The organism is Priestia sp. TSO9 (assembly GCF_021029645.1).
GTDB classification, from domain to species: domain Bacteria; phylum Bacillota; class Bacilli; order Bacillales; family Bacillaceae_H; genus Priestia; species Priestia megaterium_E.
Genome location: NZ_JAJEKD010000017.1, coordinates 1 through 13,200, shown reverse-complemented (window position 1 = coordinate 13,200; position 13,200 = coordinate 1). Strand labels below are relative to the sequence as shown.

The following is a 13,200-nucleotide window of genomic DNA, read 5'->3' as shown; positions in this document are numbered from 1 at the left end:
TAACTTTATTTTTGTTTTTCTATAAATTGGGATAAAAATAGACAGCTAAGCTATTTTAATAGAAATAGTCTAGCTGTCTATTTTAGACTTGTAGAAGTATAAAACGAATTTTATTACCTGTTTATCATAATACAATAAAGGAGAAATCATTTTTAGTGCTTCTCATTTTATTATGTTTTTCTTTTACTCATAGTTAGTGCTATTTATTTTGTCATCCATTCTTTCAGTTCCATTAACATCTGTTGGTAATCAGGGGTTAGATAACAAAAATCTGTTCGGGTATTAATAATAGTACGATCTAATACAACATCTTCATCGGGAATAATTTGCACATCTTCTTTCATGAAAACATCTTTAATTAATTCTAGCAATGTGAATTTTGATATTTTTTTCTGTGAATGCAAATGGTAGAGTCCAGAAGTATTGTTTTCTAAGAAGAAGTCAATCGATTTAGCTAATTCTAATGTTGTTACTCCATTCCATAATGCCTTTTTATAACCTTTAATGGTACCCTTCTGTTTCATAAACCACAGAAATAAGCCAATGCCATCCTCCTTTAACTCAGGTCCTATTATAGAGGTGCGGATTGTTAAATGTTTTTCGTCAATAATTTCACCAAGCTGTTTAGATTGAGCATATACAGAGGTACCATCCGGAACATCATGTTCTGTATAATCTCCTCTTGCCCCTGAAAAAACACAGTCTGTGCTGATATGAATTAATTTTCCTTGATGACGTTCAACAAATTTAGCCAACTGATGTGGGAGCAGGCTGTTTACCTGAAAAGCACGCATCGGGTTATGACTAGCGTGTTCATTTAAAATTCCGATACAATTAATGAGGACATGGGGCTTAATAGATTCTATAGTCTCTTCAACATGCTTAAAGTCAGTTACATCCAAGTAAATAGTATCTTTATCTTTCGGGTCTCTTGATGTACAAAAAACATCATGATTTGTATGCTGTATAAAATATTTAGTAATTACATGCCCTGCCATTCCTTTTCCACCAAGAATTAGTACTTTCATTTAGATAAACCCGCCTTTCAGCAACATCTCTCTAATTTCCTCTTTACTAATCACTTGTTTACTTGAATCATATTTTTCTAAGTTTACTTGAGCATAGTTTGAATAGTATTCTTTTAAGCCTTTAATATAAATTGGAGGTAAAATCACATAATACTCATCATCGTAAGTAACGGTTGTTGCACTTTCATATTCGGATAACAGAAGCTCGTGAATTTTTTCTCCAGGTCGTATACCTAATATTTCAATTTCAATCTTGTCTTTTCCAGAAGCTTCTATTAATACATTTGCTAAGTCAATAATTCGACAAGTGGGCATTTTCATGACGAATATTTCTCCACCTAGACTTTCAAATGTGGCTTTAAAAACCAGCTTTATCGCATCCTCTAATGTTAAAAAGAAGCGAGTCATCCCGGGGTCAGTTATACCTATTTTCCCTTTTTCTTGAATTTGTTTCTTGAATACATGAATAACGCTTCCGTTAGTCCCTAGAACGTTTCCTCCACGTATACAAACAAATTTAGTTTTAGTATTTAATGTGTTAGCGTGAATGATTAATCTTTCCCCCATTGCTTTTGATAAACCATAAAAGTTAGCTGGATTTGACGCTTTATCAGTGGAAATATAAACCACTCTATCTACATCACAGCTTATTGCTGCGTCTATTACATTTTGAGTACCATGTACGTTGGTTTTTAAGGCTTCGATTGGTTGATCTTCACATACAGGAACATGTTTTAAAGCAGCTAAGTGAAAGATATAATTTACGCCTTGACACGCTTCAATTAGTGCTTCTCTTTCCTTAATGTCTCCAATAATAAAATTTAACTTAGGATGATTATCAAATTCTTGCTTCATAGTAAATTGATTTGATTCATTCCTTGAAAAAACACGTATTTCTTTAGGGTTATGTGTTAGTAATTGTTTAACAAGTTCATACCCCCAAGAACCTGTGCCACCTGTTACTAAAATTGTCTTATTATTAAACACCTTTCATTCCTCCTAGTACCACTTTAATTACTTTGTCTGAAACATCTACATGACCATATCCTTCAGGGTACGACCAATTTTTTAATTGGTTAACCATTACATGAACACAGGTTACGATTTGGTTAGCATCTATTCCTGACAGCATGTTACTTCCACACTGAATAGTTTCTGGTCTTTCAGTTGTTTTGCGAATAGTTACCGTAGGAATATGAAACAAACAACATTCTTCCTGAACTGTTCCGCTGTCTGTTAAGACACAAAAAGCATTCTTTTCGAGATTTACAAAATCAAAAAAACCAAAAGGTTCATGGAATTCTACTAATGGATGGACTTCTAGCAGTGGAATATTTTCTATCCGGGATTTAGTACGAGGATGAATACTGCATATTATTCTCTTTTGGTAAAATTTAGCTACCATATTAATACCTTTCATGATTTCCAACAGTCGATCTTCATGATCTACATTTTCCGCACGATGTGCTGTAACTAGAAAATAGTCACTTTTTTCTAAGGATAGTTCATTAAGAATGTTGCTGTTTTCGATGGAAGATTCATAATGTTTTAAAACCTCGTTAATTGGATTTCCAGAAGTAATAATACGATTTGAGGGAATACCTTCTTTAATTAAATTTTCTTTACTTTGAGGAGTATAGGGGAGGTTAAAGCTCGATATTGCATCAATAATTCGACGATTCTTTTCTTCTGGCACCTCTAAGTCAAAACAACGGTTTCCGGCCTCCATATGAATAACTGGTATACCCATTCTCTCTGCTAGAATCGCGCTTAAACCGCTATTAGTGTCGCCTAATATTAAAACTTTGTCCGGCTTCTCTTTTAAAAATAGCTGTTCTAGCTCTTTATACATCTTCGATAACTGTTCACCTAATGACAGCTGCTGGTTAGCCAGTATATAGTCTGGTTTTCGTACATTCAACTCTTGAAAAAATACTTCACTTAATGAAGGAGTGAAATTTTGGCCTGTATGCACTAAAATGTGCTGTGAAGCATAGTTATCTAACTTTTTAATGATGAGGCTTAAACGTATAATTTCGGGTCTTGTACCCAAAATAGTCATAACTTTCATTTTTTACACACCCTATTCACCTTATTTATAAGCATAATTACCCTTTCCTAATGCGCATTCGGCCCCTTATTTATTAAAATATGCTTTTCCTTTTTTCTTGCTATAGGCTAATCTATTAATCTTCCCAATAAAAAGTGATAAGTCTAAAATAAGAAGTGCTTCTCTTTAAATTAATGAAAAGAATGGCCGCTTTTTTGTGGTTTTATGTATAAATATTCCACTGTAATTCCTCTTCTAATGGCTTAAATCTTATGCCTCAGGCTGTCAAACATGAATATTTAAAGAGCAAATATAGATTTTTGCAATAAGAAAAGACCTTGTTCCCCTTTCAAAAGGAAAACAAGGTCTTTTATGCTCGATTTTATCCTTACTACATGAGACTGTATGAAGATGGTTGTAGTAATTAAGTCCAAAAATTAGTTAGGCTTAATCCATTTAGCACATAGTCCCAAACAGCTTCATCATTTGGATTATCTAGAGGGACTTGAACTGAACAAATTCCATCAATTGTCCAGTTCATATCTACTACGCCTTTTAATCCTTCTAGAGGTTGAAGTAGTAGTATATTAAATGAACCATTTACTAATTCTGATAAAGTGGTTTTTAATTCTATCGCTTCTTCTGGAGTAGCTGCTCCCCACCTAATAAACAAAACAGATGAGCTATTCTCAATTTTTTCAAAAAATCTCGTTATACGTTGATTGAGCTTCTCTTTATAAGAGGGATACATTACGGTCCAGTCTACATTTGGAATAATGGGAAAATCATGAACAGAAATAATATTATAATGCATATCGTGAATAAAGTGAGCATTAACGGGTTCTGTTCCACCTTCTTCTGGGAAAATTGCGACTCCGTCATCAAGAAAATGAGCATATCCATCAGTTCGCTGCAGGTTTTGAAGGTCCATAAATCCACTAAATCTATTTTGTAACAACCTACTGACATCAGCAATTGAATTAGATATCATCCAGTCTAAAGGAAATGAAAATCTTCTCCAATTATGCCTTCTTAAATTAAGGGAGGGACCACACCAACTACCTAGCCCTAGCATTAAGTCATAAGATCCTTTAATATCCTGTAAATTCAATATAATCATCCCTTTGCATTTAGCAATTCTATTATAGTAAATGCTAAACCTTGTACATTTGATTGGACAAAGTAACTATATATTTATAAGAAAGTATTGGTAAAAAAGACATGGGGGCTAAAGAGCGTTTAAGTGGAGGACCTTATATAACATACATTTAGCGACGTAATAATACACCATCTAGAACATAGTCCCAAGTTAAAATATCATTTGGATCTTCTGGTACATTAACTATACAAACGTTATCAATTTCCCAGTTTACTTCAGTGGGAACTTGTATGTCCTCTAAGGGATTTAAGATAAGTATTTTAAACTGACCTTTTGTAAGAGCTAATAATGTTTTTTGTAATTCAATTGCTTCTTCATAAGTAGCTCCCCACCTTATAAATAAAATTGAGTTACTGCTCAGCATCTTTTTCATAAACCTGCTTATCCTATAATCAAGGTTTCTTTTAAATTTCGGATACATAGCAGTCCAGTCTTTATTCGGCACTATAGCAAAATCATGAGCTGAGAAGATATTATAATAAGTATCCTGTATGATATATGATTTGTTTGATCTGTATAGATTTTGATGGGGAAATTTAAGCATTTTATCATTAAAATATACATACTCGCCACTGTCGTCTACTAAACGCATATTTTTAAGCTGCATATACCCATGGAACTTATTTTGAAGTAGCCGATTTACATCTGAAAGAAACGGAGAATAGCTCCAATCAAGTGGACTTGAAGTAAAACTTCTTAAATTCAATCGATTCAGTTGTAGTGCAGGATTACAGGCACTACCTAAACTTATAATTACATCGTAATGTCCTTTAACATCATGTAAATTCAAATTAATCCTCCTACTATTTAAGTTTTTATACATATGTTAGATAAAAAATTTGTTTGGATGACGTGCATATAATTATTGATTCATTTGCTCTTACAACATAAAAAGCACTGAAAATCGATTGCGAAGTCAGCGCCTTTTAATTATTTATAGATCCATGTGAAATAAAATAGTTAACGGCTGTAATAGGTGACTTCTTTAACTGTTAATGCTAGCGAACTGCTCGGTTTGCATTAATTCTTCCATAAGTCCAGTATACTCCGGTCCCTGGTATTACATCACATGTGGATTGAATAGTATTTCTAATCTGAAGATTGGTTTGTCCTTGAGCTGCTAGCAAGGCTGCAAGTCCTGCAACATGGGGAGCAGCCATAGAAGTACCGCTTAGATATGCGTAATAGCTGCCTATATAAGTGGATAAAATCGTTGAACCTGGGGCAGCTACATCTACCCAAGTACCAAAATTAGAGAAGTCAGATTTTTGATCGTTGTTATCTGTAGAGGCCACAGCGATTACATTTTGATAAGCAGCTGGGTATGTTGGTGTACTAGAAGCTTCATTTCCAGCCGCAGCTATAACTACTACTCCTTGATTCCAAGCGTAATTCACCGCATTCTCTAAAGTAATTGAACTTTGGGATGAACCTAAACTTAAATTAATTACTTTTGCTCCTGCATTTGTTGAATAAGTAATTGCATTTGCAATATTACTCAATAGACCATTTCCACTGTTGTCAAGGGCACGAACGGGGATTAGTGATGCTGATGGAGCCATTCCTGCAATACCTAAACCATTTTCCGTAAGAGCTGCAGCAATTCCCGCCACATGCGTTCCATGTCCATTACCATCGTTAGGTACTAAGTTTCCTTCTACAAAATTATAGCCAGGCCAGAGTTTAATAGATAATTCAGGGTGATTTAGCTGAATTCCAGTGTCTATGATAGCAATTTTTATATTTCCATTACTAGTAGTAACATCCCAAGCATCAGGAGCTTGTACCTTTTGAGGTCCATATTGATAGGGGAAAAAGGTGTCATTGGGGGTATAGGAGGCGCTAAGTGTATAGTCTGGCTCTACGTATTCTACTTCATCTAATTCGCTATAGCGTTTAATCAGTTTATCAATCTTTTTTTTAGAGCGTAAGACCTGAAAATCAAGATCTTTGTTGCGATGTAAAAGGGTACATTTATTTTTACGATGAATGGCTGCCTGTTTTTCAGAGCACACATTATCTTTAAACTTTACAATGATTTGGCTTGAATATTGGGAAGCATCAGCTGCAGATTCATTGATATTAGCTTTGTCACTAATCTTAAATATTTGTGATGTATTTTTTATTTGGTCGATTTTTAACTTTTCTAACGGTTGTTGCTTTAAAACCTTGATAATATATTTCACTGTATAAAATAACAGTATAATAATAGAAACTGATAAAGTAATGGCTGGTAAATTAAACATTCGTTCCCTCCTGAAAATCGCACTCTTTATAGGTTATTCGCGATTTATTGAAAGGGTTTGGACAAAGTTATTATTTAAGCAAATAAATATGTATTTTAAAATAGCTTACTAATAGATCAGACCTATCCTATATGACCATTTATTCTTGGGAAGTGAGCCTTGTGTTCGGCTTTAAAGCGTGAAGTTTATTATAAAAAAGAAAGCCACTAGTATATCTAGTGACTTTTTCTTTTAAAAATCGTTATATTCTTCCAGATCATCATCATCTAAAGATCCAGACACATGTTCTAAATCTGCAACCTTTCCTTCTTTGATGATGTGATCCTCTACGGGTTTCTCTTCTATATTCTCTCGTTTACCGGCAAATCTATTAGCCTGAGCTAACTGTTTTAACTCCTGGAGTTCTGAATTGATATGCTCGAGAAGTTCTTCTGTTCTGTGCCCTGTCTCTACTCGGTTGATAGATGCACGATGGAGATCTCGAACAATTAAAGATGAAATATAATCCCCTAATTTTCGAGATTTCGCATACTTTGCAAGTATGTCATAGACTTCATCACTTAACTGGTTGGTTTTAATCGTAAAGGCGTTCTGACGCTCTGACATGGTTATCACCTACGCTGTTAGGATTTAACGGCTTTCTTCTCGGCTTGTTTCTTTTGAAGATATCCAATGCTTCGAATTTCTAAGCCGAATAAATTCAAGTGACGACTATCCTCTGGCACTTTATGATATTTTTCTGTACGTTCTTCACCGATTTTTTCATTCATGCTGTTCATAATGGCTACTTTTAGTGTCGGAGCAACACCGCCACTATATACATATTTACGAATTTTATTGGCCGGTGGTGGAGCCACATCATTTAACTTCGCCAGTAAAATCTCTACATAATCTCTTAGAGAAGATGTAATTTGAACTGTCAAATCAATGGATTCGCCTGTGTTTTCATTTTTTAATTCAAACTTTTGTTTGCTATAGTTATCTAAAATAAATTGATCAAATGCCCGTAAATCGGTAAACAACTCTGGGAATTTCTCTTTGCGTAACTTATCAATGTGCGCTAGGTATGGAATACCTTCGATACTTTGGAATGATTCACGGCTGTTTGCAGCTTTTAATCCTTCAGGTAAAATCACAACATCAATGGATCCTCCACCAATATCGACCATCACGGTTTCACATTCTACATATGCATTGGCATCTTCACGGTCTTGAAGCGTTAGGTCTTTCTTTAATGCAAAGCGTGCAATTTCGCCTTCTTTTAAGCATGCACTTTCTTCTACAGATACCTTTATTTCTTTTTCGAACCCTGGCGTATGAATACGGAAAGCATGGTCACCTAAAAAGCGAGTTGCCATGGCTTTTTGCGCTTCACCAAATGTGCTTTCTTTTTTTAGTAGCCAGATTGGTAACATCGTAGAGAAATAGTCAATCTCGATGGTATTATCCTTTTGATCTTTCGCATGCAACGCATGGTAGTATGCAATAGCAGCTAAAAATGTTACATAAGGAATATAGCTTGTAATTTTGTTATGTAAACGATTGATGTGATTATTCGCAAGTTGTTGGCTTGCTGCGATATCACCAACTAAGAAATAACGTTCTTTCTCTTCGTCACCAATAGTCGTGGAAAGTAAGATACGCTTTTTAAATTCCTCTGGTGCTGTTACTGCATCTGTAAAGAATGAATCAGCAGCTTCTTTTTGGAGTTCTACTACGTTAGTTGGGAAATCGAACAGATAACCATCGACAATATTCATGTCGACTGAGTTCCCGCAGTCTTTATTAAAACGTGAAATTTTCATAATTTATACACCTCATTTTTTAGTTGAACTTCTGTTGGACTAATTATACAAGAGAAAAAGAGGTTGTTCAATCTTTTAGTTGAACTTATTTATCATCAAAAACTTACATATATCAACAATTAGGTTTGTTTGGTTGAACTTATATTGAGGTGGAAAAAGTAATTTTAATAAGATTGGTGATGAAAATAAGAAGGCGATGATTCGCTTATAATGAGAGATAGTAAGTGCGGATTACATAACTGTTACATCGAGTACTTTGATGATATTTAAAAGGAAAAAGAACGTAAGGAACCTATTCTTATCCAAAGAAATAAAATTTGCTACAATAGAAGCAACAAAAGGAGGGATTCTATGGACCGTACCATCGTTCAAACCATTAAGGAGTTTTTACATACTCACATACAACCTTCTTTTATCCTTATGTTTGGATCCTTTGCAAAAGGAACTACCCATCAAGAAAGTGATATTGATATTGGGTTTTATGCGAAGGATAGAAAAATAGATAAATATGAAATTTTTATGCTTACACAAGAGTTAGCTACCTTGTTAAAAAGAGAAAATGAAAGCTATGGTAGGTTTTCGAAATATTGCTGTTCACGATTATCAAGCCATTAATCAAGATATTATTCAGCAGATTTTAGAAAAACGTTTAAGTGATTTTACTACGTATACAAAGCAGATTCTTGTTTACTGAGTTGATTCGGAAAAATTCAAATAATTAATTATAAACATAAAAATGGAACTTCCTTATAGTTCGAAGTTCCATTTTTATTATAGGCTTTGGAGGTGCATTGATAAATACAAGATGTATAGAAATCTGCTTATTCCATAACTGACTCGTTATTAAAACTCTTACCCCTACAAATTTTTTTGTTTTTGGCTCTAAGTGAATGGTTTTGTCCACCGAATTTGTATCTAATATATATTCAGCACATAGGGAAGCATAATTTCAGTCTTCCCTATTAAGTGCTTGTCCTAATTTTAAATTTAAGCAGTTTGTAGACCTTGGATTTCATCAGCGTCTACAACAATAACTCCTGCTGAAGTAGCAAAATAAGCTAAAGCTCTTGCCTCGTCGAAGCTTGAAAATATAACGTTATTAATTTGAGTACCGCTTAAAATTACACTTGCAATTGGTGTACCAGGATCAAGGATTCTTAAAACCTCTTGAATCATTATCAGTATCCCCCCTTGCTGTATAATAAATTTAAATACAGATTATATTAATCTATATTTAGTTTATTATATGTAAGTTGTAAGGAAGGGCTTGTACTATTTAATCATTTTAACTTAATATTTTTTGTTGTTTGAAAATAAGGGCTTTAAGAGAGAATTGTTATATAAAAATCTCTTTTAAGCCCCTATATATAATGGAGTTTTCGTGATCATTAAAACCTCATACCACCATCTATTACAATCATACTTGAGGAAATTATCTCAGTGTTTTTAAATTCACAGCCTACATTATAAGCATGAGTAGCTACTTTAGAATTAGGATTCTGATTAGCTGTTTCTGCTGTCGAGTTAACATTTTTATTTCTTTTCTTCTTTTTTTGCGGGAAAGACTTGTCTACATAATACATACCGTTTTTTAAATTATACGCCATATAATATATTTCTATTTTAATCACCTTTTCTATACACCTTGAGTTTAGAGGGGTTTTACGGGATAGGATTAGAAGTGCTTGTTGTTCATTTTATCTTCAAAACTGAGTTTTTTTACTTTAGCATGTTTATTTTTTCTTCCACATTCTTTAACAACTACACCGTCTTGGTTCGCATTTTGTCCACCTTGTTTAGCAATCTGTCCACCCTGATTAGCATTTTGACTATGATTGCCACTAATTTGTCCTCCAGTCTCTGCATGGTTATAAACATAAATGTTAATGTGAGTGCAGTTTTTTTCTCTATTTTTCTTTTTGTTTTTCGGTCTGCAACTAGATTTTTTATCATAGTTAGAAGTATACATTTCTATTTTAATCACCTCTTTTTTATGATGAATTAATTAAAAGCTGTAAATGAATTAATTCATCATTATAGTGTATTCATAGATAGACAAGCTGCAACAAGTAAAAGCCTATATTTGGTGAAAAAAGTTTTTTAGCGTAAGAAGCTTTAATAGGAAACATTGCTTTGTTGATCTAAGAAACTGCTGCTAAAAAAATCTGGCGGTTGTGAAAGCAAAATGGTTTAGAGGTGGTATGGAACAGTAAAGCTGGTTTCTTTTTAAGATACAAAAGTTTTTATGTACGATATAGGAGCCGTAGTATTAACCAGCTTTATATATCACATATAATTTGAATATAGGAAGAACTATTAACAGCAAAAGCAGTAATAGTTCTTCTATACTAACCAAGTTATATAAAACGTTCAGTTATAAGAATGGATATCTAATTGATTTTTAGTGATCAACAAAAGGGTGGAATACTTTGTGGGAAATGGAATAAATTATCAGGATCGTATTTTGCTTTTATTTCTCGAAGTCTTGCGAAGTTTGAGCCGTAGTATGCTTTTCCGAACTTTTCAATATTTTGGTCTGGGACATTAACATACGAACCTTTTACATATGATTTCATGAGCTGACGTACTTTTTCAACTGATGCAAGATTGGAAGCTTCTTGTGATTTATTTTCCCAACTAGCCGTCCATTCTGTATAAAACAATGGACGGCGCCAAAAGAAGGCTGTTTCATTACTTGGTACTCTGCTTAGAGCACCACCCCAATTTATAAAAAAGAAGTTGGCTTCTGTGCCAGTAGCTTCTTCTAAAAACTTCTTCATAATTGAAATAGGCTCTTCCGACCATAGATCAAGTCCCCAAGCAGAGGAGAATTTAACATTCTGATCGGATCTACCAGGGATTGGCTCGTCAGGGTCTAAGAAGTCTATAGCATCTGGATAGCATAATGTTTCTATAACTGTTTGTGCTGGGGTTCCAGCATTTAGTAAAGGCTTTAACAATTTAATCAGCTCTTTTTTTGAACCGAGGAAAATTCCTTCTGCATGACACAAACCATTTACTTTGCTGTAAATCTCAAGTAGGCACCCTAACCGTTCGTCTACAAACGGTGCCCATTTTTGCCAAGCTTTAAATACCGTTTCTAATTGATCCCATGGCCAAATAATATTAAAGACGGTTGCAGTTTTAGGGGCACGATGAACTTTAAACGTGTATTCGGTATTATATCCAAAGTTTCCGCCGCCTCCACCTCTGGAAGCCCAAAATAAGTCCTCATTGGAAGATTGATTTGCTTGAAGAATCTTGCCTTTTGCATCTACAGTTTCCAGTGCAAGAAGGTTATCGCTTATAAGACCGATTGATCGTGAAAGTACTCCAAATCCTCCCCCCATCGTAATTCCTCCAATTCCAACGGTGGGGCTATCTCCAAAAGGAGCCATAAAACCTTCTCGAGCTAACATCTTTACAAGTGGACCCACATGAATTCCCGTTTGAACTGTTGCAATCTCACTTTTTTTATCAAGGCAAACTTTATTCATGTCACTTACATCAATAACAATTCCTCCATTTACTACTGAAAGGTTCTTATCTAAAGCATGGCGCCCACTTCTGACACGCAAAGGCACTTTATTTTCTTGGGCCCATTTAATAGCATTGCTGACATCGTATGAATTTTGTGCAAAAACAAAAACAAGGGGACAGACATCAACATAAGGGTTCCAATTCTTAATTGCTTCCTTATAGCCAGGGTCTCCTTTGAAGATGACTCGTCCGGTTAAATGTGTTGACATATACTTCACTCCTAATGAACATTAGATTTCCGATATTAATATATGTAAAAACCGGACAAACTCTTGGGTGAGTTATCTAGTAACTCAAAAATATATGACAAGGTTATTAATGAGGATAGATAAAGGTATTGTTTGTAATATATTTTAGAAAAGAAACTCTTGTTAATTAGAAAGGTTATGGTCAAGATAAAGGGAGACCTTACATATTTATACATAATAAAAATTGTTCAAATGAATGATTCTAATGTTTTTCATTTTATATAGAATCTATTACGGTAACTAAAGATTATAGAATTTAGGAAATTACACTCAGTTTATTTCTATCTGCGTTAATATATTGAGGTTGAAAAAATTTCTATATATTAGACAAGCGTACAAGCTTGTCCTTAGGTTTATACATATAATATGTAAATGAATATTGAAAAGAGGGACAAAAATGATACCAAGATGTATACCTGATGTTCCACATTGTATACCTAAAGTGCCAAGTTGTGTGCCTAATATACCAAGATGTATACCTGATGTTCCGCATTGTATGCCTAAAATCCCGAATTGCATACCTAATATACCTTTTACTTCTAAATACTAATTGCTTGCGTTTTATATAGGGTAATTCACTCAGAGCAAAAAGATTAATCTTTTTGCTTCTTTCTTGTTTTATCATATATTATGCCGATAGGGCGGGGTATTTTCGTTAGTTCGGTTAAACGATGGAACACTATTCCATTAAAGTGCTGATTTTAAGTTATATTCTAAACTGTATAATCCAAATATAACTTTCATTAAGACAAGTATTGTACCGAATTAGATTTGTTTGTTAGAGAATATTTTTGAAAAAAACAAAAAACTATTGATTTTTGAATTAAATGAGATTATAATAATAAAGCGTCGTTAAAAGAGACGATGTTGATGATGATAAAAAAGTTGTTGACATTACGTTGATAACTTGATAAGATAGCAAAGTCGCTTAAAAGCGACGGTTGAACTTTGAAAACTGAACAAAGCGACAAACGTCAACGTTAATTTTTATTTTTTAAAATGAGCAAGTCAAACATTTCTTCGGAGAGTTTGATCCTGGCTCAGGATGAACGCTGGCGGCGTGCCTAATACATGCAAGTCGAGCGAACTGATTAGAAGCTTGCTTCTATGACGTTAGCGGCGGA

13 protein-coding genes, 1 rRNA gene and 1 pseudogene are annotated in these 13,200 nt (G+C 34.0%); 3 read left to right on the top strand and 12 right to left on the bottom strand.

Annotated elements, in window-relative coordinates; translation table 11 throughout:
- Nucleotides 1–203: 203 nt before the first annotated feature.
- From LJC66_RS26815 to LJC66_RS26780, 8 genes are all read right to left on the bottom strand, one after another.
- Nucleotides 204–1,028 (bottom strand): dTDP-4-dehydrorhamnose reductase family protein, encoded by an 825-nt coding sequence (locus LJC66_RS26815; protein WP_088568094.1) that lies wholly within the window; start codon nt 1,026–1,028, stop codon nt 204–206.
- Nucleotides 1,029–2,015: a polysaccharide biosynthesis protein gene (locus tag LJC66_RS26810; RefSeq protein ID WP_048022242.1), complete on the bottom strand. Its 987-nt coding sequence runs from the start codon at nt 2,013–2,015 to the stop codon at nt 1,029–1,031.
- A complete protein-coding gene (wecB, locus tag LJC66_RS26805; RefSeq protein ID WP_230933857.1) occupies nt 2,008–3,099 on the bottom strand; it encodes a non-hydrolyzing UDP-N-acetylglucosamine 2-epimerase in 1,092 nt (363 codons plus the stop codon). The genes LJC66_RS26810 and wecB overlap by 8 nt, the downstream gene beginning before the upstream one ends.
- A gap of 403 nt (nt 3,100–3,502) precedes the next feature.
- Complete coding sequence (locus tag LJC66_RS26800; RefSeq protein ID WP_060747060.1) at nt 3,503–4,198, bottom strand: DUF1796 family putative cysteine peptidase; 696 nt, start codon at nt 4,196–4,198, stop codon at nt 3,503–3,505.
- A 148-nt stretch (nt 4,199–4,346) separates the two neighbouring features.
- Nucleotides 4,347–5,027: a DUF1796 family putative cysteine peptidase gene (locus tag LJC66_RS26795; protein WP_230933856.1), complete on the bottom strand. Its 681-nt coding sequence runs from the start codon at nt 5,025–5,027 to the stop codon at nt 4,347–4,349.
- Nucleotides 5,028–5,235: 208 nt separating this feature from the next.
- Nucleotides 5,236–6,483: a S8 family peptidase gene (locus tag LJC66_RS26790; RefSeq protein WP_230933855.1), complete on the bottom strand. Its 1,248-nt coding sequence runs from the start codon at nt 6,481–6,483 to the stop codon at nt 5,236–5,238.
- 231 nt (nt 6,484–6,714) lie between these two features.
- Nucleotides 6,715–7,089: a hypothetical protein gene (locus LJC66_RS26785; RefSeq protein ID WP_230933854.1), complete on the bottom strand. Its 375-nt coding sequence runs from the start codon at nt 7,087–7,089 to the stop codon at nt 6,715–6,717.
- 17 nt (nt 7,090–7,106) lie between these two features.
- Entirely contained in the window at nt 7,107–8,288 is a 1,182-nt protein-coding gene (locus LJC66_RS26780; RefSeq protein WP_230933853.1) for an Alp7A family actin-like protein, read from the bottom strand.
- Nucleotides 8,289–8,639: 351 nt separating this feature from the next.
- On the opposite strand from LJC66_RS26780, the gene LJC66_RS28065 reads away from it, so the two are divergent.
- On the top strand, nt 8,640–8,903 hold the full coding sequence (locus LJC66_RS28065) for a nucleotidyltransferase domain-containing protein (protein WP_369361863.1): 264 nt from the start codon (nt 8,640–8,642) through the stop codon (nt 8,901–8,903).
- Nucleotides 8,845–8,982, top strand: a pseudogene (locus tag LJC66_RS26775) (HepT-like ribonuclease domain-containing protein); the annotation flags it as partial. The gene LJC66_RS28065 and the pseudogene LJC66_RS26775, both read left to right, overlap by 59 nt.
- Before the next feature lie 293 nt (nt 8,983–9,275).
- On the opposite strand, the gene LJC66_RS26770 reads toward LJC66_RS26775, so the two are convergent.
- The 4 genes from LJC66_RS26770 to LJC66_RS26755 all read right to left on the bottom strand — a co-directional run bounded on the left by LJC66_RS26770 (nt 9,276) and on the right by LJC66_RS26755 (nt 12,037).
- On the bottom strand, nt 9,276–9,464 hold the full coding sequence (locus LJC66_RS26770; RefSeq protein ID WP_088568086.1) for a hypothetical protein: 189 nt from the start codon (nt 9,462–9,464) through the stop codon (nt 9,276–9,278).
- A gap of 212 nt (nt 9,465–9,676) precedes the next feature.
- Nucleotides 9,677–9,919: a hypothetical protein gene (locus LJC66_RS26765; RefSeq protein ID WP_230933852.1), complete on the bottom strand. Its 243-nt coding sequence runs from the start codon at nt 9,917–9,919 to the stop codon at nt 9,677–9,679.
- A 44-nt stretch (nt 9,920–9,963) separates the two neighbouring features.
- A complete protein-coding gene (locus tag LJC66_RS26760) occupies nt 9,964–10,257 on the bottom strand; it encodes a hypothetical protein (protein ID WP_230933851.1) in 294 nt (97 codons plus the stop codon).
- Nucleotides 10,258–10,696: 439 nt separating this feature from the next.
- Complete coding sequence (locus LJC66_RS26755) at nt 10,697–12,037, bottom strand: FAD-binding oxidoreductase (RefSeq protein ID WP_230933850.1); 1,341 nt, start codon at nt 12,035–12,037, stop codon at nt 10,697–10,699.
- A 1,056-nt stretch (nt 12,038–13,093) separates the two neighbouring features.
- Here LJC66_RS26755 and LJC66_RS26750 point away from each other — a divergent pair.
- Nucleotides 13,094–13,200 (top strand): 16S ribosomal RNA (locus tag LJC66_RS26750); the annotation flags it as partial.